Source organism: Pseudomonas subflava, from assembly GCF_023823685.1.
In the GTDB taxonomy this organism is placed as follows: domain Bacteria; phylum Pseudomonadota; class Gammaproteobacteria; order Pseudomonadales; family Pseudomonadaceae; genus Aquipseudomonas; species Aquipseudomonas subflava.
Genome location: NZ_JAMXBF010000003.1, coordinates 308,872 through 332,426, shown reverse-complemented (window position 1 = coordinate 332,426; position 23,555 = coordinate 308,872). Strand labels below are relative to the sequence as shown.

Here is a 23,555-nt window from a genome sequence, read left to right as displayed (position 1 = left end):
GCGGCGTCCGACGAACAGCTCGGCGTCCATGGGCAGCCGGTAAACGGCTGCTCTATGCTCGTCGAGCTGGCGGACCTTCGTGCAGTGGCGCGCCTCCCACCCACTTCACGAGGACCCGCCATGGACACTCCCTCTCGCCTGCTCGTGCAGGGCACATCGGGTGACGACCTTCTGGTCGCCCCGGCACAACCCACTCGCCTGGTCGGCGGCGCCGGCAATGACATCCTGATCGACAGTCCCGGCTCCGATGCCTTTTACCCGGGCGCGGGCGCCAACCGTCTTTACGGCGGGCTGGGCAACGATTACTACATGAATCAGTACTCTGGCGGTTCCCAGGAGATACTCGATTTCGATCCCACCCCAGGCAATGTCGATACCTTCGACTTCGGTGAGTCTCCGGAAAACGTGGCGGGCGTCGAACGCCATGGCGATGATCTGCATATACGGGGAGGTGGCGGTGACCAAGACGTGGTCATCATCCGCAGTTTCTTCCTCGATCCGGCCTTTCGCATCGAGCGCTTCCGCTTCTACGGTGAAGTGCTGACCGACAAGGACATACTGCGCGTCTTTCACGTCGATCCGGCACCCGTGCCTCATGCCGACGAACCGCCGAGCTATACCGAAGATCGCATCCGTCTGAGCGGGGGCGAGAAGAGCGATCATCTCGCGGCGGGGGATCAGGCGACTTACCTCTCGGCGCGCTGGGGACACGATCTGCTGATTGGCAGCCGCTACAGCGATGTCCTCAATGCCGGCAATAGCGAGAGTCCGTCACTCGCCATCAGCCCGCACCGCAGCGATCGCCTGTTCGGCGGACCCGGCGGCGACTATTACCGTGTCGACTCCGATTGGCGCCACGCTGAAATCAGCCTCACCGAAATCCATGACTACGACACCACGCCGGGCAACATCGACACCCTGCATATTCGCGGCGACGAAAGCCCCGCGTACATGAGAATCACCGGCTGGGAGCGCGGCAGCCTGGTGTTGGAGCTGAACACCAATCAGCGCATCACCCTCCACAACTACTTTCTCGACAAGGCCTTCGTCATCGAGAAGATCCGCTTCGACGACGGCACCGTGCTGGACGAAGCGGCGATCCGCCAGCGCGTGGGACTGCCGCCGGCGACTCCGCCGCAGGTCAGCCTGAGTACGCCGGGCGACTGTTGCGCGGGCGCCGCACCGGCGGTCGAGGCCGACGGCTTTCTGGGGCTGGTGCTGGCCGCAGGGGCTCTGCTCGGCCGCGCCGGCGGATGAGAAGCGCTGCGGCCGGGTGGGCAGCGCGGCTATAATCGCGTTTTTCCCGCCCGGCAGAAGCGTCATGACCCAGGATCAGCTCAAGCAGGCGGTGGCCCAGGCCGCCGTCGACCACATCCTCCCGCAGCTCGACAGCAAGAGCGTGATCGGCGTCGGCACCGGCTCCACCGCCAACTGCTTCATCGACGCCCTGGCCCAGCACAAGATGGCCTTCGACGGCGCCGTGGCCAGCTCCGAAGCCACCGCTGCGCGCCTCAAGGGCCACGGCATCCCGGTGTACGACCTGAATGCGGTGGACGGCCTGGAGTTCTACGTCGACGGCGCCGACGAGAGCGACGATCGCCTCAACCTGATCAAGGGCGGCGGCGCCGCGCTGACCCGCGAGAAGATCGTCGCGGCGGTGGCCAAGACGTTCATCTGCATTGCCGACGGCAGCAAGCTGGTGCCGGTGCTCGGCGCCTTTCCGCTGCCGGTGGAAGTCATCCCCATGGCCCGCAGCCACGTGGCGCGCCAGCTGGTGAAGCTGGGCGGCGACCCGGTATACCGCGAGGGCGTGGTCACCGACAACGGCAACATCATCCTCGACGTGCATAACCTGAGCATCGTCGATCCGGTGAAGCTGGAGGCGGACATCAACGCCATCGTCGGCGTGGTCACCAACGGCCTGTTCGCCGCGCGCCCGGCCGACCTGCTTCTGCTCGGCACCGCCGAGGGCGTGAAGACGCTGAAGGCCTGATCGCCTTGCAGGCATGAAGGACCCGGCCCAGGCCGGGTCTTTTCGTTTCAGCGCGCCGCCTGTTTCTCGAACACGTAGAACAGGTTGGGCTCGCTGACCAGGTACAGGCCGCCCTGGTCGTCCATCGCCACACCCTCGGCCTGCGGCACGCTGCTCTCCAGGCCATGCTGGCCGCCGAGCAGCGACAGGGTGCTGATGGGGCGGCCGTCCGAGTTGATCTCGATCACCAGGCGCGATTCGTCCGACAGCGCCAGCAGGTGGCCGCTGCCCTCGTCGTATTGCAGGCTGGAGAGGTCGCGGACGAACAGGCGCGCGTCGCGCTCGGAGTTTTCCACCACGTGCACGGCGAAGGGCTTGTCCGGATTGGTGTGGGGGAATCCGTGAATCTCGTAGATGCTCACCGGGTCGCGCTCCTTGGCGGCGAACAGGCGGTGGTTGGTGGCGTCGTAGGCCAGGCCCTCGAAGCCCTTGTTGCCGTTCAAGCCGATGCCCAGCGACAGCTGCTCCGACTCGGCGGCGTCGACGAAATCGGTGTCGTCGTTCAGGTGCACGCGGAACAGGCGCTGGCGGCGCTCGTCGGTGATCACGTAGAGGTCGCGGCTGATGTATTCGATGGCTTCCGGGTCGCCGAAGCCGACCAGCGGAATGCGCCGCACGATCTGGCCGTCCAGCGACAGCTCGATGATCTGCGCGTCCTTGTTGGTCACGGTGAACAGGCTGCGCCGGTCCGGATCGAAGGTCAGCGCCGACACATCCGCGCTCAGCCCCTCGATCGGCCGGGCCTGGATGCTGGCGCGATAGTCCGGCAGCCAGATCGAGCGGTCGCGCCACTCCGCCGCATGGCGCCATTCTTGCACCGCGAACCAGCCGCGCTCGAATAGACGCCATTGCTGGGCAACCACCAGCAGGGCCACGAGAAAGAGCAATGCCAGGGTGGGCAGCAGGACGCGAGCTTGGGTCAGGCGGCGCATGGACGAGTTTCCGATTCAGGGAGGCTGCATGAAAACAGCCGCAGCTGAATTGAAGCTTAAGATGCTGAATCGGGACGAAGGCGAGTTACCGAACACCACCGCAGCGGAACGGCAGTCATGGCAGTGTTACCGGAAGAGCGAGTATTGACCACCCTGCACACGGTCGCCCTGGCCGTGCAGGTGCTGCAGCGCATGGGCGTGGCGCCCGAACGGGTGCTGGACGGCAGCGGCGTTCGTGCCGAAGACCTGGAAACCCCGACCCGCCTGATCAGCCACGCCCAGGAATTGCGCGTGCTGGCCAATGCCCTGGCCGCCAGCGCCGACCCGGCTCTCGGGCTGCTGCTGGGCAAGCGCATGCACGTCTCGGCCTACGGCATGCTCGGCTACACCCTGCTGGCCAGTCGCAATCTCGGCGAGGCGCTGCGCCTGGCCATCGCCCACCCGGCACTGCTCGGCACCTACTTCCAGCTGGCGCTGCAGCCGGTCGGCGACGAGGTCCGCCTGACCGCCGCCGGCTACCGCTACGATGCGACGCTGAACCTGTTCAACATCGAGCTGTGCCTGGCCTCGCTGCTCACCGTGGTGCAGGACCTGCTCGGCGAGTCCGTACGTCCGCGCCGTCTGCTGCTGGCCTATCCGGCGCCGGCCCATGCCGCCAGCTACAGCGAGAAGCTTGGCTGCCCGGTGGAGTTCGACGCCGGCTGCAATGCGCTGTGCTTCAACCCGGCGCTGCTCGAGCGGCCACTGCCGCTGGCCGACCCGGTCAGCCACCAGCATGGCCTGCAACAGTGCATGCAACTGGAGGCGCAGCTGCACAGCCGCCACGACCTGCGCGACCTGATCCGCCAGCAACTGGCCGGCGACCTGATCGAGTGCGCCAGTCTGGAGCGTGTCGCCACCCGTCTGCACCGTTCCGAGCGCACCCTGCGCCGCCATCTCCAGCAGCTCGATACCAGCTTCCAGCACCTGCTCGACGAGGTGCGCTACGACAAGGCGCGCCAGCTGCTGCTCAACACCGACAAGCCGATCTACCTGATCGCCGAAGAGCTCGGTTACAGCGAGACCGCCAGCTTCCGTCACGCCTTCCAGCGCTGGAGCGGGCTGGCGCCCAGCGAACTGCGCCGCTGATTGATCGGGGACAAGAAGCGGCCGCAGCCGCGGTTCTAGACTGCCGCGCATTCACCTGCGCGGAGCCCATTGCATGATCCACGATGTCGTCATTATCGGCGCCGGCCCGGCCGGCCTGTGTCTGGCTCGCGCCCTGTCCGGGCATGGTCTTTCGGTCGTTCTGCTCGAACGCCAGGCCGAGCAGGCGTTGGCCGAACCGGCCTTCGATGGTCGCGAGATCGCCCTGACATATGGTTCCCAGGCGTTGCTGGAAAAACTCGGCCTGTGGCAGCGCCTGCCGGCGGAGGAGGTCGCCGTGCTGCGCGACGCCCAGGTGCTCAACGGCCCCTCGCTGTTCGCTTTGAAGATCCGCGCCGAGCAGGCCGGTGCCGAGCGCCTCGGCCATCTGGTCGCCAACCGCGCGATCCGCCGCGCCGCCTATGAAGCGGTAAACGAGTGCGCCGATGTGCAGCTGCGCTGCGAGGCGAGCGTGCGTGCCATTCGCCACCATGAGCGCGAAGTCGAACTGGAGCTGGTCGACGGCGAGGTGCTGCACACGCGCCTGCTGGTCGCCGCCGACAGCCGCTTCTCCGAGACCCGCCGCCAGCTGGGTATCGGCGCCCGCCTCAAGGACTTCGGCAAGAGCATGCTGGTGTGCCGCATGGACCATGAGCAGTCGCACCGGCAGACCGCCTGGGAATGGTTCGGCTATGGCCAGACCCTTGCCCTGCTGCCGCTAAACGGCAACCAGTCTTCCGTGGTGCTGACCCTACCTCCGCGCGAGATCGAACGCTTGCGCGGGCTGGACGAGGAGGCCTTCGCCCGCGAGATGGAGCGCCGCTTCGACCGCCGCCTGGGCGCCATGCAGCTGGCCAGCGAACGCCACGCCTACCCGCTGATCGGTGCTTATGCCGAGAAGCTGGTCGGCCCGCGCTGCGCGCTGATCGGCGACGCCGCCGTCGGCATGCACCCGGTCACCGCACACGGCTTCAATTTCGGCCTAGGCAGCGTGCAGCGGCTCAGCGCGGCGGTGCTGGCCGCCCATGCCCGTCGCGAAGACATCGCCGCGCCGGCGGTGCTGTCCCGCTACGAGCGCCAGCACCGCCTGGCGACCTGGCCGCTGTACCAGGCCACCAACCTGTTGGTGGATGTCTATACCGACGACCGCCTGCCGCTGAAGCTGCTGCGCGGGGCGGGATTGCGGGTAGCTCAGGGGTTATTGCCGTTGAAGAAGGGGATTGCGCGGCATCTGACGGCGAGAGCGTGAGATAGAACCTTTCTTGGGCTTGGCGCCGCGCTCAATACCGAGCGCCATTAAATGTTTGGTTTCGCCCTCCTGGGCGAGTCACTTTCTCTTTGCGCGCGCAAAGAGAAAGTAACCAAAGAGAAAGCGCGCCCGGCATCCGGGTCTGGCCTATGGCCAGACTCCCCTCATTCCGGTGCCGCTCCGGGGGCCGGCTTACAAGGGCCATCCATGGCCCTTTAAGCCTCTCGCCGCATCCATGCGGCTCGTCCCCCTGCGCGACACCTCCACTCGGCCTCCTGACGGGGGTTCTGCTCCGAGTTCGTATAAGTTCTGTTCCTGTCTCTGCTCTGCCCAGGCAAACCATCTGGCAGCGCCAAGTCCCCTTCAGGAGGGTGAGTGGAATCGTTGTGGAAGGGGTTGAGCGGCATGGATGCCGCGAGAGCAGCGATGGGCCATGGAAGGCCCTTCGCTGCGTGCCCCTGGAGCGACGATGGAGTGAACGAACCACGGCGTAGCCGTGGCCGAATGTAGGGGTGGCCTTCTCTTTGGTTACTTTCTCTTGGCCAGGCAAGAGAAAGTGACTCGCCCGGAGGGGCGAAAACCAAAAGTATTTGCGCGCTCGGTAATCGTCCTGCATGAACGGCCCACCAACTTGGCCACATCTATCCCCTTTTGACCGCATCTATCGTTCTGCCGTCGGCGCGGCGCTGCCTAGAATCGATCCAAGGCCACCTGGCCGCTTCCTGCCTCTTAATCACCAATAAAAACAATTGGTTAGGAGCTATTCGCGGATGAGCAGTGCGATCTCGATCGAAACCCTGAGCATGGAGTTCGGCCCGGGCATGAAGGCCCTGGACGAGGTCTCCCTGGAGATCCGCGACAACGAATTCTTCACCCTGCTGGGGCCGTCCGGCTGCGGCAAGACCACCTTGTTGCGGCTGATCGCCGGCTTCGAGCAGCCCAGCGCCGGGGTGATCCGCCTGTACGGCGAGCCGATGCAGGACCTCCCGCCCTTTCGCCGCCCGGTCAACACCGTGTTCCAGAGCTATGCGCTGTTCCCGCACATGACGGTGGCGCAGAACATCGGCTTCGGTCTGGAAATGCAGGGCAAGCCCAAGGCCGAGATCGCCGCCACGGTGGAGCGCATGCTGGCGCTGGTCAAGCTGCCGGATGTGGGTGGTCGCCGCGCCGACCAGCTCTCCGGCGGCCAGCAGCAGCGCATCGCCCTGGCCCGCGCGCTGGCCAGCCGGCCCAAGGTGCTGCTGCTCGACGAGTCGCTGTCGGCGCTGGACATGAAGCTGCGCAAGGAGATGCAGATCGAGCTCAAGCGCCTGCAGGCCGAGACCGGCATCACCTTCATCTTCGTCACCCACGACCAGGAAGAAGCGCTGACCATGTCCGACCGCATCGCGGTAATGAGCAAGGGGCGCATCCTCCAGGTCGGCACGCCGAGCGAGATCTACGAAAACCCGGCGAACCGCACCGTGGCCGACTTCATCGGCGAGACCAATTTCCTCGAAGCCCAGGCCATCGGCGAGCAGCTGCAGCTGGCCGACGGTCAGACACTGCCCAGCCATTGCTCGGCCCAGGGCGCGGTGACCCTGGCCATCCGCCCCGAACGGGTGGCGCTGAGTGAATCCGGCAACCTGGCCGGCGAGGTGGAGGAGGTGGTGTATATCGGTACCGACACCCTCTACCTGCTGCGAGTCGCCGGGCAGTCGGGCTTTCGCGTACGCGAACAGAACGGTTGCGGCGTGCGCCCGCTGCTGCAGCGTGGCGCGCCGGTGCGGCTGGAGGTGCCGGCCGCCGCCATCCGGGTGCTGAGCGAATGAGTACGCCGCGGCAACTGGCCGAGCGCCGCCAGCTACTGCGCCGCCTGGGCCTGATCGCGCCGGGCATGGCGATGCTGGCGGTGTTCCTGGTCGCGCCGCTGGCGATCATGCTGCTGGTGTCCTTCCTGCAGCCCGGCGAGTACGGCGGGGTGAAGTGGGGCGAATACTCGGCCGAGGCTTACATCAGCTTCTTCTACGAGCGCGATTTCGACGACAACCTGGTGTTCAACACCGATTACCTCGGCATCTTCCAACGCTCCTTCTGGCTGGCCGTGGCGACCACCGTCGGCTGCCTGCTGATCGGTTTTCCCACCGCGCTGTACCTGGCCCTGCAGAGCGAGAAGAAGCGCAACCTGCTGCTGTTCCTGGTCACCGTGCCGTTCTGGACCAACCTGCTGGTGCGGGTCTACGCCTGGATGCTGCTGCTGCGCAACGGCGGGCTGGTGGACGGCGCGCTGGGCGTGTTCGGCGTGCCCGAGGGCAGCGTCGGCCTGTTGTACAGCAGCGGCGCGGTGATGATCGGCCTGCTCTACAGCTTCCTGCCGTTCATGGTGCTGCCGATCTACACCAGCCTGGAGAAGCTCGACTGGCGCCTGGTGGAGGCGGCCTTCGATCTCGGCGCCAACCGCTGGCAGGCGCTGAAGCGGGTGATCCTGCCGCTGGCACTGCCGGGCATGCTGGCCGGCGCCACCCTGGTGTTCATCCCGGCGCTGGGCAACTACATCATTCCCGAGCTGCTCGGGGGCGGTAAGGCGCTGATGATCGGCAACCTGGTGCAACTGCAGTTCGGCTCCGGGCACAACTGGCCGCTGGGTGCGGCGCTGGCCTTCTCGCTGTTCAGCCTGGTGCTGCTGGCCCTGCTGTTCAACGGCCTGCGCCAGCGCGGCCAGGAGGTGCGCGCATGAACCTGCAGGGTCCGCTGTGGCGCTTCACCGGCGTGCGGCCGGTGGCCTGGACGTTCTTCGCCTTCCTCTACATCCCGATCCTGGTACTGGTGGCGCTGAGCTTCAACGCCGGCCAGTCGGCCACCCTGTGGCAAGGGTTCAGCTTCAAGTGGTACGGCGTGGTGGCGAACGACCCGGAGATTCTGCGGGCGGCGAAGAATTCGCTGATCGTCGCGGTGTGCGCCACGCTGATCTCCACCTGCCTGGCGACCCTCGCGGCGCTGGGCATGCACGGCCGGCGCTTCCGCGGCCAGGGTGCGCTGCAGGGCGTGCTCGGCCTGCCGCTGCTGGTGCCGGACATCGTCTGCGCGGTGGCGATCCTGATGTTCTTCGCCTTCATCGGCCTGAAGCTGTCGCTGCTGACCATCCTCATCGCCCACGTGGTGTTCTGCACGCCGTTCGCCTACCTGCCGATCCGCGCGCGCCTGCAAGGCATGGACCCGCGCCTGCTGGAGGCCGCCGCCGATCTGTACGCCTCGCCCTGGAGGGCGTTCTGGCGGATCAGCTTCCCGCTGCTGCTGCCCGGCATCCTCTCCGGCGCGATGCTGGCCTTCATCATCTCGATGGACGACTTCGTCATCACCTACTTCGTCGCCGGCGCCGGCTCGACCACCCTGCCGGTGTACATCTTCAGCTCCATTCGCATGGGCATCTCGCCGAAGATCAACGCGATCTCCTCGATCATGCTCGTGCTGTCCATCCTGTTCGTCACCCTGTCGTACTACCTCGGCCAACGCAAACGCTAGGAGCCAGACCATGATCCGTCGTACCCCGCTCGCGCTATCCGTTGTACTCGCCCTCGGCCTGTCCGGCGCCGCCCAGGCCGCCGGCAGCCTCAACTTCGCCAACTGGTCGGACTACTACCCGCCGGAGCTGCTGAAGAAGTTCGAGGCCGACACCGGCATCAAGGCCACCCTCGACGCCTACGACTCCAACGAGACGCTGCTGGCCAAGCTCAAGGCCGGCGGCGGCAACTACGACGTGGTGGTGCCGTCGGACAGCTTCATCCAGATCATGGTCCAGGAGGACCTGCTGCAGAAGTTCGACAAGAGCAAGCTGCCGAACCTGGCCAACCTGGCGCCGACCTTCCAGAAGCTCGACTTCGACCCCGGCCACGACTACAGCGTTCCCTACCTGTGGGGCACCACCGGCTACAGCTACGACAGCGCCCAGGTGCCGGGCGGCAAGCTCGACGAGAGCTGGGGCCCGTTCTTCGCCCCACCGGCCGAGCTGAAGGGCAAGGTGGTGGCGCTCAACTCGATGGACGACCTGTTCCCGCCGGCCGCCTTCTACCTCGGCATCGACCGCTGCACCGAGGACCCACAGGAGGTGAAGAAGATCATGGAGCTGCTGAGCCAGCAGAAGGACATGCTGGCCATGTACAACAGCGACGGCACCATCGAGCGCATGGCCGCGGGTGAGGTGGCCATGCACCAGCAGTGGAACGGCGCCTTCCACCGCGCCAAGGAGCAGCGCGATTCCCTGGTCTACGTCTATCCGAAGGAGGGCATTTCCACCTTCATCGACAACTTCGTGATTCCCAAGGGCGCGACCAACGTCGAGGAGGCCCACGTGTTCATAAACTGGATGATGCAGCCGGAGAACATCGCCGCCGCCTCCAACTTCGCCAAGTACAATAACGCCATCGCCGGCGCCGAGAAGTTCATGGACAAGGCCCTGTTCGACGATCCGGCGATCAACACCCCGCAGGACAAACTCGAGCGCCTGCGCTCGTTCAAGCTCTGCTCGCCCAAGGCCCTGGCGCTGCGCACCAAGGTCTGGACCAAGCTGAAGAAATAAGCGCTTCGCTCCCCTCTCCCGTTTACGGGAGAGGGGTTGGGGGAGAGGGTGCGCGACAGCCCCCTCTCCCTAGCCCTCTCCCCGTTGGGGAGAGGGGATTCCACTCGCAACTTTTCACGGACCGACCCGAGTCCGGGGAGCCCCTCATGCTGACCATCTATAGCGACGACCATCACCTGCACCACGGCAAGTTCGAATTGATCGACGGCCAGCTGGCGCCCTGCTTCGAGAAGCCCAGCCGCGCCGACATGGTGCTGGCGCGGGCGCAGAAGGTGAAGCTGGGCGAGGTGGCGACGCCGCGCGAGTTCGGCCTGGAGCCGATCCTGCGGGTGCACGACGAGGGTTTCGTGCACTTCCTCAAGGGCGCCTGGGCCGAGTGGCAGGCCATGGGCCGCGACTACGACATGCTGCCCTTCACCTGGCCCAACCGGCGCCTGCGCCAGACCATCCCGGACAGCGTCGACGGGCGCTTCGGCTACTACAGCTTCGATGCCGGCGTACCGATCACCGCGGGCACCTGGCAGGCGGTGAGCAGCTCGGTGAACGTCGCGCTGACCGGCCAGGCCGAGCTGGCCAAGGGCGCGCGCGGGGTGTTCTCGCTGTGCCGTCCGCCGGGCCACCATGCCGCGGCGGACTACATGGGCGGCTACTGCTACTTCAACAACGCCGCCATCGCCGCCCAGGCCATGCTCGACCAGGGCGCCAGCCGGGTGGCCATCCTCGACGTGGACTATCACCACGGCAACGGCACCCAGGACATCTTCTACGACCGCGCCGACGTGCTGTTCACCTCGATCCACGGCGACCCGCGCTTCGAGTACCCGTTCTTCCTCGGTTACGCCGACGAGAAGGGCGCGGGCGTCGGCCAGGGCTTCAACTTCAACTATCCGCTGGCCGCCGGCAGCGACTGGTCGGTGTGGAACCTGGCGCTGGCCGCCGCCTGCCGGCAGATCGCCGCCTACGCACCGGACGCGCTGATCGTGTCGCTGGGCGTGGACACCTTCAAGGAAGACCCGATCTCCCAGTTCAAGCTGGACAGCCCGGACTACCTGCGCATGGGCGAGACCATCGGCGCACTGGGCCTGCAGACCCTGTTCGTCATGGAGGGCGGCTACGCGGTGGAGGAGATCGGCATCAACGCGATCAACGTGCTGCAGGGCTTCGACAGCGTGACGCGCTGAGGCTACGGCCGGCAAATGGTGCGCACGGCGCACCCTGCGTCAGGGGCGTCGGCTCGCGTGTAGGGTGCGCCGCGCGGCCTGTCTTGGTCAGCCCTGGGGAGCGGCGAACGGCTCGTCCTTGCGGAACACGTAGAACAGGTTCGGCTCGCTGACCATGTAGATGGTGCCGTCCTCGTCCATGGCCACGCCTTCGGCGCGCGGGATGCGGTCTTCCAGGCCGCTGCTTCCGCCGATCAGGCTGATGAAGCTGATCGGCTCGCCCTTCTCGTCCAGCTCCAGCAGCAGGCGTGACTGTGCGGAGAGGGCGAGGATGTGACCGGTGCGCGGATCGACGCTGAGCGCGGAGAGGTTGCGCATGCCCAGGCCGTAGCTCGGCAGCGGCTGCAGGGCCTGGTCGCGCAGGTGCTGGCCGTCGCTGTGCAGGCTGAACATCGCCGTGGGCTCGCGCTCCTTGCCGAGCAGCAGGCGCTGCTGGGCTGGGTCCCAGGCGATGCCCTCGAAGCCCTTGTTGCCGGCGTCGGGGAAGCCGAGGTCGTAGGGATCGGCATCGGCCAGGTTCAGCTCGCGGGTCTGCGGGGTAAGTTCGAAGATCGACAGGTTGCGCTTGCGCTCGTCGGTCAGGGCGATCTTGCCGTTCTCCAGGACCGCCACGCCCTCGGGATTGGAAAAGCCCTTGAGCGCGATGCGCCGCAGCACCTCGCCGGTGCGGCTCAGCTCGACCAGCATCGGCAGCTTGCCGGTCACGGTGAACAGCGTGCCGGTCAGCGGGCTGTAGGCCAGGTCGGAGGTTTCGTCTTCTTCCAGGCCGCGCAGCGGCTTGCCCTCGATGCGGGCCTGGTAGCCCGGCAGCCAGATGCTGGCGGCGCGGTCGGCGGCCGGCATGTTCTGCTCCTTGAGCCACAGCAGGGTCTGGTCGTCCCAGTGCAGGTAGCGGATCAGCGCGACGAAGAGGGCGAGGATGGCCACCAGTGCGAGGCACAGCGTGTGGCGGCGGGAGAGGGCGAGGGACATCCGGAGGACTCGGCTAAAGCGAGCCCTCTAGATAGCCCAGCGGCGGTGAAAGTTCCGTGAAGGCCCGACGCCCGGGCCTCACAGCACCCGGGTGGCGAAGCGCGACAGGCCGACCAGTTCGATTTCCAGGCTCTCGCCGCTGCCCAGCGGGCCGACGCCGGCCGGCGTGCCGGTGGACACCACGTCGCCCGGCTGCAGGCTGAAGTGGGCGGCGATGTGCTGGATCAGCGGGATGATCGGGTTGAGCATGTCGCGGGCGTTGCCGTCCTGGCGCACCTGGCCGTCGATGGTCAGGCGGATGCCGATATCGCGCACGTCTTCCACCGCATCGGCGGTGACGAAGGGCGCCAGCACGTAGGCGCCGTCGAAGGACTTGGCCAGTTCCCAGGGCAGGCCCTTCTCCTTGAGCCGGGCCTGCACGTCGCGCAGGGTCAGGTCGAGGGCCGGGGCGAAGCCGGAGATGGCGTCGCGGACTTCCTCTTCGCTCGGCTGCTTCGACAGCGGCTTGCCGATCAGCACGGCGATCTCCGCCTCGAAGTGCACGGCGCCACGGTCCTGCGGGATGGCGAAGCCGTCGTCCATCGGCACGGTGCAGCTGCCGGGCTTGATGAACAGCAGCGGCTCGGTCGGGACCGGGTTGTTCAGTTCCTTCGCATGCTCGGCGTAGTTGCGGCCGACGCAGACCACCTTGCCCAGCGGGAAGTGGATCGGGGTGCCGTCGATGTACTGGTGCTGGTAGCTCATGCGGGCTCCTAGGATCGGGGAGACGGTGGACTGCCACCGCGGAGCGGCAGGATGGCAGGTGCGCGCGGCGCCGGCCATCCGACGGAAGTCAAAGAGGGAAGATCTTGCCCGGGTTCATGATGCCGTTGGGGTCGAACACCTGCTTGATCGCCTTCATGTAGCCGATCTCGGCCTCGGAGCGGCTGTAGTGCAGGTAGTCGCGCTTGGTCATGCCCACGCCGTGTTCGGCGGAGATCGAGCCGTTGTACTTCTGCACGGTCTCGAACACCCACTGGTTGACCACGGCGCACTTGGCGAAGAATTCGTCCTTGCTCAGGTTCTCCGGCTTGAGGATGTTCAGGTGCAGGTTGCCGTCGCCGATGTGGCCGAACCACACCACTTCGAAGTCCGGGTAATTGGCCTCGACGATGCGGTCGATGTCGTGCAGGAACGCCGGCACCTGGCCGACGGTGACCGAGATGTCGTTCTTGTACGGGGTCCAGTGGCTGATGGTCTCGGAGATGTATTCGCGCAGCTTCCACAGGTTCTCCAGCTGCTGCTGGCTCTGGCTCATCACGCCGTCCAGCACCCAGCCCTGCTCGACGCAGTGCTCGAAGGTCTCCAGCGCCTGGTTGGCGACTTCCTCGGTGGTGGCCTCGAATTCCAGCAGGGCGTAGAACGGGCAGTCAGTCTCGAAGGCCGGCGGCACGTCGCCGCGGGCCATGATCTTGGCCAGGGCCTTGTCGGAGAAGAACTCGAAGGCGGTCAGGTCCAGCTTGTTCTGGAAGGCGTGCAGCACCGGCATGATCGAGTCGAAGTCCGGGGTGCCGAGCACCATCGCGGTGAGGTTCTTCGGCGCGCGCTCCAGGCGCATGGTGGCTTCGACGACGAAGCCCAGCGTGCCTTCGGCGCCGATGAACAGCTGGCGCATGTCGTAGCCGGTGGCGTTCTTGATCAGGTCGCGGTTGAGTTCCAGCAGCTCGCCGGTGCCGGTGACCACCTTCATGCCGGCGACCCAGTTGCGGGTCATGCCGTAGCGGATCACCTTGATGCCGCCGGCGTTGGTGCCGATGTTGCCGCCCAGCTGGCTGGAGCCGCTGGAGGCGAAGTCCACCGGGTAGTACAGGCCCTTGTCCTCGGCGTACTGCTGCAGCTGCTTGGTCACCACGCCCGGCTGGCAGACCACGGTGCGGTCGTACTCGTTGAAGGCGAGGACCTGGTTCATGTAGTCGAAGGCCACCACCACCTCGCCGTTGGCCGCCACGGCGGCGGCGGACAGGCCGGTGCGGCCGCCGGAGGGCACCAGGGCGACCTTGCGGGCATTGGCCCAGCGCACGATGGCCTGCACCTGCTCGACGGTCTTGGGGAAGACGATGGCGCTGGGCGCCGGGGCGAAATGCTTGGTCCAATCCTTGCCGTAGGCATTGAGGGAGTCGGCATCGGTCAATACCTTGCCGGGCTCCACCAGGGTCTTCAGCTCTTCGATCAGGGCGGGATTGGTCATCTCGGAACTCTCAAACGGTTCATGGTCACCCTGAGAACGCTTCATCGCCCAGGGGTGGCTGTTTCGCGGGGCTCGTATGCTAGCATACGCACCCCGCCAATCGTGCCTCCCAGCCGATCCGCGGAGCCGGCCGCGGCCGTTTTCCTGACACTTTTTTGTGGGACCACAGGTACTCCGATGAGCAAGACCTCTCTCGACAAGAGCAAGATCAAGTTCCTTCTGCTGGAAGGCGTGCACCAGAACGCCGTCGACGTGCTGAAGGCCGCGGGTTACACCAACATCGAGTACCTCAAGACCGCGCTGTCCGGCGACGAGCTGAAGGAAAAGATCGCCGACGTCCACTTCATCGGCATCCGCTCCCGCACCCAGCTGACCGAAGAGGTCTTCGACTGCGCCAAGAAGCTGGTCGCCGTCGGCTGCTTCTGCATCGGCACCAACCAGGTCGACCTGGGCGCCGCCCGCGAGCGCGGCATCGCCGTGTTCAACGCCCCCTATTCCAACACCCGCTCGGTGGCCGAGCTGGTCCTGGCCGAGGCCATCCTGCTGCTGCGCGGTATCCCGGAGAAGAACGCCTCCTGCCACCGCGGCGGCTGGATCAAGTCGGCGGCCAACTCCTTCGAGATCCGCGGCAAGAAGCTGGGCATCGTCGGCTACGGCTCCATCGGCACCCAGCTCTCGGTGCTGGCCGAGGCGCTGGGCATGCAGGTCTACTTCTACGACGTGGTGACCAAGCTGCCGCTGGGCAACGCCACCCAGATCGGCAACCTGCACGAGCTGCTGGGCCTGTGCGACATCGTCTCCCTGCACGTGCCGGAGCTGCCCTCCACCCAGTGGATGATCGGCGAGAAGGAAATCCGCGCCATGAAGAAGGGCGGCATCCTGATCAACGCCGCCCGCGGCACCGTGGTCGAGCTGGATCACCTGGCCAATGCGATCAAGGACGAGCACCTGATCGGCGCCGCCGTCGACGTGTTCCCGGTCGAGCCGAAGTCCAACGACGACGTGTTCGAGAGCCCGCTGCGCGGCCTGGATCGCGTGATCCTGACCCCGCACATCGGCGGCTCCACCGCCGAGGCCCAGGCCAACATCGGCCTGGAAGTGGCCGAGAAGCTGGTCAAGTACAGCGACAACGGCACCTCGGTGTCCTCGGTGAACTTCCCGGAAGTCGCCCTGCCGGCCCACCCGGGCAAGCACCGCCTGTTGCACATCCACCAGAACGTGCCGGGCGTGATGAGCGAGATCAACAAGGTGTTCGCCGACAACGGCATCAACATCTCCGGCCAGTTCCTGCAGACCAACGACAAGGTCGGCTACGTGGTGATCGACGTCGACGCCGAGTACTCGGACCTGGCGCTGGAAAAGCTGCAGCACGTCAACGGCACCATCCGCAGCCGCGTGCTGTTCTAAGCGGCCGATAACGGCGACCGCCGCTCGCGACGCCTCCTGGCGTCGTCCGAGGCGGAAACGAAAAAGGGGAGGCTTCGGCCTCCCTTTTTTTCTTGCGCGTCTTCGCAGGGCGCGCCCCGAATGCCCGTTTCTCAGCGCACCGTCATGACGAAGCCGATGCGGGTCAGCCATTCGGCCTCTTGCTCGAAGTCGGCCTGGGTCAGCGGGTTGGCCGTCAACCAGCCTTCGGGGAAGGTCAGGTCCAGGCTCTGCGGGCCGGCCTCGAGCTGCACCCTGGGCATTTCCTGGGTGCCGCGGATGTGGTGGAACAGAATGGCGAAGCGCAGCAGCACGCACAGGCGCAGCAGCTGCACGCCGTCCTCGCCGAACTCGGCGAAGCGCTCCTTGGGGATGTTGCGACGGTGGCCGCGCACCAGCAGGGCCAGCATCAGTTGGTCGCGACGGGAGAAGCCGGCCAGGTCGGAGTGTTCGATCAGGTAGGCGCCGTGCTTGTGGTACTGGTAGTGGGCGATGTCCAGGCCGATCTCGTGGACCCGCGAGGCCCACTGCAGCAGGTCGCGGTGGCGGTCTTCGTCCAGCTGCCAGGCGCTGGCGACCTTCTCCAGCGCCTGCAGCGCCTTGGTCTCGACCCGTGCGGCCTGTTGCAGGTCGACGTGGTAGCGCTCCATCAGCGCGCCGAGGGTGCGTTCGCGCACATCCTCGTGGTGGTGACGGCCGAGCAGATCGTAGAGCACGCCTTCGCGCAGGGCGCCCTCGGAGTGGTCCATACGCTGCAGGTCGAGGGCGTCGAAAATCGCCTCGGCGATGGCCAGGCCGGCCGGGAAGATCTGCCGGCGGTCGGGCTTGATGCCGTCGATATCCAGCTTGTCCACCTCGCCCAGCTTGAACACCTTGCGCTTGAGCCAGGCCAGGCCCTCGGGAGTGATCTCGCCATTGCCCTGGCCACCGGCCTTGATCGCCAGGCCCACCGCGCGCAGGGTGCCGGAGGCGCCCACCGATTCCTGCCAGCCCAGGCGCTGCAGGCCCTGCTCGATGCCCATCAGCTCCAGCCGCGCGGCGGTGTAGGCCTGGGCATAGCGTGCCGGGGTGATCTTGCCGTCCTTGAAGTAGCGGCGGGTGAAACTGACGCAGCCCATCTGCAGGCTCTCGCGCAGCAGCGGCTCGAAGCGCTGGCCGACGATGAACTCGGTACTGCCGCCGCCGATGTCCACCACCAGGCGCTTGCCGGGGGTATCGGCAATGGTGTGGGAGACGCCCAGGTAGATCAGGCGCGCCTCTTCACGGCCGGAGATCACCTCGACCTGGTGGCCGAGTAGTTCGTCGGCGCGGCGGATGAATTCGGCGCGGTTGCGCGCCTCGCGCAGGGCGTTGGTGCCGACGATGCGCACGGCGCCGTGGGGCAGGCCCTGGATCAGCTGGCCGAAGCGGCGCAGGCAGTCGAGGCCGCGCTGCATGGCCTCCTCGCTGAGCTGGCGCTCGTCGTCCAGGCCGGCCGCCAGCTGCACCTTCTCGCCGAGCCGTTCGAGAATGCGGATTTCGCCGTGGTCGGCCTTGGCCAGCACGATGTGGAAACTGTTGGAGCCGAGGTCGATCGCGGCGATCAGGGGAAATTGTTTGGTGCTAGTGGGCATGAAAGAAATCCCTTAACGAAACGCGGGCACCTCGCCGAGCGGGTGCGCCAATGACCGCATGTTAACCGCCCGCGCCGTGTTGCCGTACTCTTTCATCGGTTGTATGAAATTCATTGATAGTCAAGCTCAATGGAGAGCGGCTTTCGGCGGGGGCGGATGCGGGCTATCATGGCGTCACTTTTTTGCTTCCGAGCACGGAGACTGTACATGAGCGAATTCATCACCAACGTCAGCGACGCCAGCTTCGAAGACGATGTGATCAAGGCCGAAGGTCCGGTTCTGGTCGACTACTGGGCCGAGTGGTGCGGTCCGTGCAAGATGATCGCCCCGGTCCTCGACGAGATCGCCCAGACCTACCAGGGCAAGCTGAAGGTCTGCAAGCTGAACATCGACGAGAACCAGGAAACTCCGCCGAAGTACGGCGTGCGTGGCATCCCGACCCTGATGCTGTTCAAGAACGGCAACGTCGAGGCCACCAAGGTAGGCGCCCTGTCCAAGTCGCAGCTGGCCGCCTTCCTCGACGCCAATATCTGAGGCACTCGCCCCGGATGAGAAAAGCCCCGCACCTCGCGGGGCTTTTTCATTGTGCGGGCTGGACGTTCCCGTAAACCCGGTGTTACATTCGGGCCTGCAGCGGGTTCCTCGCTGCCCTCCAAGCCGTCGCCGACGCACCCCTCCCGATAATATCGAGCGACCCAGTCGCCTTCTTCGCGGCGCGGCCAGCAAAGCCCTCGGGGCTTTCCCCTCCCTTTCTCATACCTACGTCATTCCTATGAATCTGACCGAACTCAAGCAAAAGCCGATTGCCGAACTGCTGGACATGGCCGACCAGGCCGGTCTGGAAAACATGGCCCGTTCGCGCAAGCAGGACATCATCTTCGCCCTGCTGAAGAAACACGCGAAAAGTGGCGAAGAGATTGGCGGCGACGGCGTGCTGGAGATCCTCCAGGATGGATTCGGCTTCCTGCGCAGCGCGGACTCCTCCTACCTGGCCGGCCCGGACGACATCTACGTCTCGCCCAGCCAGATCCGCCGCTTCAACCTGCGTACCGGTGACACCATCGTCGGCAAGATCCGCCCGCCGAAGGAAGGCGAGCGCTACTTCGCCCTGCTCAAGGTCGACACCATCAACTTCGACCGTCCGGAAAATGCCAAGAGCAAGATCCTGTTCGAGAACCTGACCCCGCTGTTCCCGACCAAGCGCCTGACCATGGAGGCCGGCAACGGCTCCACCGAGGACATCACTGGCCGGGTGATCGACCTCTGCGCGCCGATCGGCAAGGGCCAGCGCGGCCTGATCGTCGCCCCGCCGAAAGCGGGCAAGACCATCATGCTGCAGAACATCGCGGCCAACATCACCCGCAACAACCCCGAGTGCTACCTGATCGTCCTGCTGATCGACGAGCGCCCGGAAGAAGTGACCGAGATGCAGCGCACCGTGCGCGGCGAAGTGGTCGCCTCGACCTTCGACGAGCCGCCAACCCGCCACGTGCAGGTCGCCGAGATGGTGATCGAGAAGGCCAAGCGCCTGGTCGAGCACAAGAAGGACGTGGTCATCCTGCTCGACTCCATCACCCGCCTGGCGCGTGCCTACAACACCGTGATTCCGAGCTCCGGCAAGGTCCTGACCGGTGGTGTCGACGCCCACGCCCTGGAGAAGCCGAAGCGCTTCTTCGGCGCCGCCCGTAACATCGAGGAAGGCGGTTCGCTGACCATCATCGCCACCGCGCTGGTCGAGACCGGCTCGAAGATGGACGAGGTGATCTACGAGGAATTCAAGGGCACCGGCAACATGGAGCTGCCGCTGGACCGCCGCATCGCCGAGAAGCGCGTGTTCCCGGCCATCAACATCAACAAGTCCGGCACCCGCCGCGAGGAGTTGCTGACCGGCGAGGAAGAGCTGGCGCGCATGTGGATCCTGCGCAAGCTGCTGCACCCGATGGACGAGATCGCCGCCATCGAGTTCCTCACCGACAAGCTGAAAGATACGAAGACCAACGAAGAATTCTTCCTCTCCATGAAGCGGAAGTGATTCGAGCGTTGCCACAGAGGCCGGGGAAACCCGGCCTTTGCGTTTGTGCAGCCTTCTGAATAACCCAGTTCGGCGCTAAACTTTGCGCCCCGACCTGTGAGGCCCAAGCATGCAGTATCGCGACCTGCGCGACTTCATCCGCGAGCTGGAAAAGCGCGGCGAACTCAAGCGCATCCAGACCCCGGTCTCCCCCGTGCTGGAAATGACCGAAATCTGCGACCGCACCCTGCGCCGTGGCGGTCCCGCGCTGCTGTTCGAGAAGCCCACCGGCTTCGACGTGCCGGTGCTGGGCAACCTGTTCGGCACCCCCGAGCGCGTGGCGCTGGGCATGGGCGCCGAGGATGTCGGCGAGCTGCGCGAGATCGGCAAGCTGCTGGCCTTCCTCAAGGAGCCCGAGCCGCCGAAGGGCCTGAAGGACGCCTGGAGCAAGCTGCCGATCTACAAGAAGGTCATCAGCATGGCGCCCAAGGTCCTCAAGGATGCGCCCTGCCACGAGGTGATCGAGGAGGGCGACGCGGTCGACCTGGGCAAGCTGCCGGTGCAGACCTGCTGGCCGGGTGACGTGGCGCCGCTGATCACCTGGGGCCTGACCATCACCAAGGGGCCGAACAAGGAGCGGCAGAACCTCGGCATCTACCGCCAGCAGGTGATCGGTCGCAACAAGGTGATCATGCGCTGGCTCAGCCACCGCGGCGGCGCGCTGGACTACCGCGAGTGGTGCCAGAAGTACCCGGATCGCCCCTATCCGGTGGCCGTGGCCCTGGGCGCAGATCCCGCGACCATCCTCGGCGCCGTCACCCCGGTGCCGGACACCCTCTCCGAATACGCTTTTGCCGGCCTGCTGCGCGGCCATCGTACCGAGCTGGTCAAGGCCATCGGCTCCGACCTGCAGGTGCCGGCCAGCGCCGAGATCGTCCTTGAGGGCCACATCTATCCGGGCGAGACCGCGCCGGAAGGCCCCTACGGCGACCACACCGGCTACTACAACGAGGTCGACACCTTCCCGGTGTTCACCGTCGAGCGCATCACCCGTCGGCGCGAGCCGATCTACCACAGCACCTACACCGGCCGCCCGCCGGATGAGCCGGCGATCCTCGGCGTGGCGCTGAACGAGGTGTTCGTGCCGATCCTGCAGAAGCAGTTCCCGGAGATCACCGACTTCTACCTGCCGCCGGAAGGCTGCTCCTACCGCATGGCGGTGGTGACCATGAAGAAGCAGTACCCCGGCCACGCCAAGCGCGTGATGCTCGGCGTCTGGTCCTTCCTGCGCCAGTTCATGTACACCAAGTTCGTCATCGTCACCGACGACGATGTCAACGCGCGCGACTGGAACGACGTGATCTGGGCCATCACCACGCGCATGGACCCCAAGCGCGACACGGTGATGATCGACAATACGCCGATCGACTATCTCGACTTTGCCTCGCCGGTCTCCGGCCTCGGCTCGAAGATGGGCCTCGACGCCACCCACAAGTGGCCGGGCGAAACCAGCCGCGAGTGGGGTCGGGTGATCGAGAAGGACCCTGCCGTGGTCTCACGTATCGACGAGATCTGGAACGAGTTGGGCATCGATTGATGAGCGGGTCATCTGCCGACGGCTTCATGAAGGTCACCCTGCAACCCTCGGGCGCGGTGCTCAACGTACAGGACGGCGAGCGCATCCTCGATGCCGCGCGGCGCCTGGGCTACGACTGCCCGCAAAGCTGCCGCAACGGCAACTGCCACATCTGCGCGGCGCTGCTGGTGGAGGGGCGGGTGCGCCAGGCCGGCGCCGAGCTTGACCACGGCGAGCTGTTCACCTGCCTGGCCGAGCCGCTGGAAGACTGCGTGCTGCATTGGGACGGCGTGCTCGCCCCAGGCGAGCTGCCGGTGCGCACCTTCGGTTGCCAGGTGCTCGAGCTCACCGACCTCGGCGGCGATGTCTGCCGCGTGCGCCTGCGCGCCCCGGCCGGTAAGGCGCCGCGCTACCACGCCGGACAGTACCTGCTGCTGCAGCGCGACGACGGCGAATGGTCGGCCTTCTCCCTGGCCTCGGCGCCGCATCAGGGGCGCGACCTGGAGCTGCACGTGCTGGTCCGCGAGGACAGCACGCGCCAGCTGATGGCCCAGTTGCGACGCACCCGCCTGGCGCGGGTGCAGATGCCCTTCGGCGATACCCACCTGGCCGAGTTGCCCGACGGGCCGCTGGTGCTGATCGCCGCCGGTACCGGCATGGCGCAGATGCACAGCCTGATCGAACACTGCCGCGCCACCGGCTTCGACCACCCGCTGCACCTGTACTGGGGCGTGCGCCACCCCGACGACTTCTACCATCTGGACCACTGGCGCGACTGGCAGGGGCAACCCGGCCTGCACCTGCACCAGGTGGTCAGCGAGACCTGCGGCTGGCCCGGGCGCTGCGGCATGCTGCACGAGGCGGTGTGCGAGGACTTCGCCGATCTGGCGGCCCTGCACGTCTACGCCAGCGGCTCGCCGGCCATGGTCTACGGCACCCTCGACGCACTGGTGGAGGCCGGTATGGACGCCCACCAGATGCGCGCCGACGTGTTCGCCTACGCCCCTCGCGAGTGACCGTCCGGAAACGAAAAAGCCGCCCGTAGGCGGCTTCTTCTGGTGCGCGGTCTTACCTGACCTGCACCACCACCTTGCCAACCGCCTTGCGCTGGCCCAGCGCGTCAATGGCCTCGCCGCCGCGGGCCAGCGGGAAGGTCTGCGACACCAGCGGCTTGAGCTTGCCCTCGGCATGCCAGGCGAACAGCTGCTGGAAGTTGGCGGCATTGTCCTGCGGCTGGCGCTGGGCGAACGAGCCCCAGAACACCCCGACCAGCGCCGCGCCCTTGAGCAGCGGCAGGTTGGCCGGCAGGGCCGGGATGCCGCCGCCGGCGGCGAAGCCCACCACCAGGAAGCGACCGTTCCAGGCGATGGAGCGGAAGGCCTCCTCGAACAGCTCGCCACCCACCGGGTCGTAGATCACGTCCACGCCCTGGCCGCCGGTGAGCTTCTTCACCTCGTCCTTCAGGCTCTGCTCGCTGTAGTTGATCAGGTGGTCGGCGCCCGCGTTGCGCGCCACTTCCAGCTTCTCGGCGGTGCTCGCCGCGGCGATCACTTTGGCGCCCATGGCCTTGCCGATCTCCACCGCCGCCAGGCCGACGCCACCGGAGGCGCCGAGCACCAGCAGGGTCTCGCCCGGCTGCAGGTTGGCGCGCTGCTTCAGGGCGTGCATTGAAGTGCCGTAGGTCATGCCGAAGGCCGCCGCGGTGGTCAGCTCCATGCTCTTCGGCACCGGCAGCACGTTGTAGCCGGGCACCGCTACTTCCTCGGCGAAACCGCCCCAGCCGGTGAGGGCCATGACCCGGTCGCCGGCGCGCAGGTGGCTGATCTTCTCGCCGACCGCCTTGACCACGCCGGCCGCCTCGCCACCCGGGGCGAAGGGGAAGGGTGGCTTGAACTGGTACTTGCCTTCGATGATCAGCGTGTCAGGGAAATTCACCCCGGCGGCATGCACCTCGATCAGCACCTCGTTCTTCTTCGGTTCGGGGCTGGGCAGGTCTTCCAGGACCAGGCTGGAGGCCGGGCCGAAGGCTTTGCAGAGCAGGGCTTTCATGGACTTTCCTCGGGTTCGTGACTGTCCGGCAGTGTAGGTGGCGAGCCTGCGGGGTCAACGAGCATGGCCGCATCTGATGGCCTGTCATAAGCGTCGGGCTTGGGCGCGCGGGCCGCTATGGCTATGCTAGGCGGCATTCGCTTTCGAGGAGTCGCCCGTGAAGAAGTCCATCGCCCTGCTGCTCGCCCTGATCCTGCCGTGCGCCGCCCTGGCCAGCGGTGGCGGCGAGGAGGAAGAGAACGCCGCACCCAAGGTCGCCTATGTCAGCCTGGTGCCGGCGCTGGTGGGCAACTTCGGCGCCGGGCCGAAGCTGAAGTTCTTCAAGGCCGACATCGCCCTGCGCGTGACCGGCACCGAGGCGGAGGAAAAGGTCGAGCACCACGAGCCGCTGATCCGCAACCAGCTGGTGATGCTGTTCTCCCAGCAGACCGACGCCAGCATGGCCGACGAGGCCGCCAAGGAGAAGCTGCGCCAGGACGCGCTGAAGCAGGTGCAGGATGTGCTGACCCAGGAAGAGGGCATACCGATCGTCGAGGACCTGCTGTTCAACAACCTGATCATCCAGTGAT

At 66.3% G+C, this 23,555-nt stretch carries 21 protein-coding genes; 15 read left to right on the top strand and 6 right to left on the bottom strand.

Annotation, left to right across the window (positions count from 1 at the left end; genetic code table 11):
• Positions 1–120 precede the first annotated feature (120 nt).
• Entirely contained in the window at positions 121–1,257 is a 1,137-nt protein-coding gene (locus NF616_RS04970; protein ID WP_252271947.1) for a calcium-binding protein, read from the top strand.
• Positions 1,258–1,321: 64 nt separating this feature from the next.
• Positions 1,322–1,993, top strand: a complete 672-nt coding sequence (gene rpiA, locus NF616_RS04965; RefSeq protein ID WP_252271946.1) for a ribose-5-phosphate isomerase RpiA — start codon at positions 1,322–1,324, stop codon at positions 1,991–1,993.
• A 47-nt stretch (positions 1,994–2,040) separates the two neighbouring features.
• Here the strand turns inward: rpiA and NF616_RS04960 are convergent, their stop codons facing one another.
• On the bottom strand, positions 2,041–2,964 hold the full coding sequence (locus NF616_RS04960; protein ID WP_252271945.1) for an SdiA-regulated domain-containing protein: 924 nt from the start codon (positions 2,962–2,964) through the stop codon (positions 2,041–2,043).
• A gap of 117 nt (positions 2,965–3,081) precedes the next feature.
• Here NF616_RS04960 and NF616_RS04955 point away from each other — a divergent pair, with 117 nt between their 5' ends.
• The 7 genes from NF616_RS04955 (at position 3,082) to NF616_RS04925 (ending at position 11,074) form a co-directional block, all read left to right on the top strand.
• A complete protein-coding gene (locus tag NF616_RS04955) occupies positions 3,082–4,092 on the top strand; it encodes an AraC family transcriptional regulator (RefSeq protein WP_252271944.1) in 1,011 nt (336 codons plus the stop codon).
• A 73-nt stretch (positions 4,093–4,165) separates the two neighbouring features.
• Positions 4,166–5,338, top strand: coding sequence for a 5-demethoxyubiquinol-8 5-hydroxylase UbiM (gene ubiM / locus NF616_RS04950; RefSeq protein ID WP_252271943.1), 1,173 nt, complete (start codon positions 4,166–4,168; stop codon positions 5,336–5,338).
• A 770-nt stretch (positions 5,339–6,108) separates the two neighbouring features.
• The gene (locus NF616_RS04945; RefSeq protein WP_252271942.1) at positions 6,109–7,149 is read left to right on the top strand and encodes an ABC transporter ATP-binding protein; all 1,041 of its coding nucleotides are present in this window, start codon (positions 6,109–6,111) and stop codon (positions 7,147–7,149) included.
• A complete protein-coding gene (locus NF616_RS04940) occupies positions 7,146–8,054 on the top strand; it encodes an ABC transporter permease (RefSeq protein WP_252271941.1) in 909 nt (302 codons plus the stop codon). Before NF616_RS04945 ends, NF616_RS04940 begins: the two co-directional genes overlap by 4 nt.
• Entirely contained in the window at positions 8,051–8,839 is a 789-nt protein-coding gene (locus NF616_RS04935; RefSeq protein ID WP_252271940.1) for an ABC transporter permease, read from the top strand. Before NF616_RS04940 ends, NF616_RS04935 begins: the two co-directional genes overlap by 4 nt.
• Before the next feature lie 10 nt (positions 8,840–8,849).
• Positions 8,850–9,893, top strand: a complete 1,044-nt coding sequence (locus NF616_RS04930) for an ABC transporter substrate-binding protein (RefSeq protein WP_252271939.1) — start codon at positions 8,850–8,852, stop codon at positions 9,891–9,893.
• Between the two features lie 146 nt (positions 9,894–10,039).
• The gene (locus tag NF616_RS04925) at positions 10,040–11,074 is read left to right on the top strand and encodes a histone deacetylase family protein (RefSeq protein ID WP_252271938.1); all 1,035 of its coding nucleotides are present in this window, start codon (positions 10,040–10,042) and stop codon (positions 11,072–11,074) included.
• Positions 11,075–11,161: 87 nt separating this feature from the next.
• Here the strand turns inward: NF616_RS04925 and NF616_RS04920 are convergent, their stop codons facing one another.
• The 3 genes from NF616_RS04920 to NF616_RS04910 form a co-directional block, all read right to left on the bottom strand.
• Positions 11,162–12,085: an SdiA-regulated domain-containing protein gene (locus NF616_RS04920; RefSeq protein WP_252271937.1), complete on the bottom strand. Its 924-nt coding sequence runs from the start codon at positions 12,083–12,085 to the stop codon at positions 11,162–11,164.
• A 78-nt stretch (positions 12,086–12,163) separates the two neighbouring features.
• Positions 12,164–12,829, bottom strand: coding sequence for a fumarylacetoacetate hydrolase family protein (locus tag NF616_RS04915; protein WP_252271936.1), 666 nt, complete (start codon positions 12,827–12,829; stop codon positions 12,164–12,166).
• Positions 12,830–12,917: 88 nt separating this feature from the next.
• Positions 12,918–14,312, bottom strand: coding sequence for an FAD-binding oxidoreductase (locus NF616_RS04910; RefSeq protein WP_252271935.1), 1,395 nt, complete (start codon positions 14,310–14,312; stop codon positions 12,918–12,920).
• Positions 14,313–14,489: 177 nt separating this feature from the next.
• Here NF616_RS04910 and serA point away from each other — a divergent pair, with 177 nt between their 5' ends.
• Entirely contained in the window at positions 14,490–15,719 is a 1,230-nt protein-coding gene (gene serA, locus NF616_RS04905) for a phosphoglycerate dehydrogenase (RefSeq protein ID WP_252271934.1), read from the top strand.
• 131 nt (positions 15,720–15,850) lie between these two features.
• Here the strand turns inward: serA and ppx are convergent, their stop codons facing one another.
• Positions 15,851–17,350 (bottom strand): exopolyphosphatase, encoded by a 1,500-nt coding sequence (ppx, locus tag NF616_RS04900; protein ID WP_252271933.1) that lies wholly within the window; start codon positions 17,348–17,350, stop codon positions 15,851–15,853.
• 207 nt (positions 17,351–17,557) lie between these two features.
• Here ppx and trxA point away from each other — a divergent pair, with 207 nt between their 5' ends.
• The 4 genes from trxA (at position 17,558) to NF616_RS04880 (ending at position 21,953) form a co-directional block, all read left to right on the top strand.
• Entirely contained in the window at positions 17,558–17,884 is a 327-nt protein-coding gene (gene trxA / locus NF616_RS04895; RefSeq protein ID WP_252271932.1) for a thioredoxin TrxA, read from the top strand.
• A gap of 238 nt (positions 17,885–18,122) precedes the next feature.
• A complete protein-coding gene (gene rho, locus NF616_RS04890) occupies positions 18,123–19,382 on the top strand; it encodes a transcription termination factor Rho (protein ID WP_252271931.1) in 1,260 nt (419 codons plus the stop codon).
• A 109-nt stretch (positions 19,383–19,491) separates the two neighbouring features.
• A complete protein-coding gene (gene ubiD, locus NF616_RS04885) occupies positions 19,492–20,958 on the top strand; it encodes a 4-hydroxy-3-polyprenylbenzoate decarboxylase (RefSeq protein WP_252271930.1) in 1,467 nt (488 codons plus the stop codon).
• Positions 20,959–20,984: 26 nt separating this feature from the next.
• The gene (locus NF616_RS04880; protein WP_252272474.1) at positions 20,985–21,953 is read left to right on the top strand and encodes a CDP-6-deoxy-delta-3,4-glucoseen reductase; all 969 of its coding nucleotides are present in this window, start codon (positions 20,985–20,987) and stop codon (positions 21,951–21,953) included.
• 52 nt (positions 21,954–22,005) lie between these two features.
• Here NF616_RS04880 and NF616_RS04875 read toward each other — a convergent pair whose 3' ends face one another.
• On the bottom strand, positions 22,006–22,986 hold the full coding sequence (locus NF616_RS04875; RefSeq protein WP_252271929.1) for an NADPH:quinone oxidoreductase family protein: 981 nt from the start codon (positions 22,984–22,986) through the stop codon (positions 22,006–22,008).
• A 157-nt stretch (positions 22,987–23,143) separates the two neighbouring features.
• Between NF616_RS04875 and NF616_RS04870 the strand changes: the two genes are divergently transcribed.
• On the top strand, positions 23,144–23,554 hold the full coding sequence (locus NF616_RS04870) for a flagellar basal body-associated protein FliL (protein ID WP_252271928.1): 411 nt from the start codon (positions 23,144–23,146) through the stop codon (positions 23,552–23,554).
• The last annotated feature ends 1 nt before the right edge of the window (position 23,555 follow it).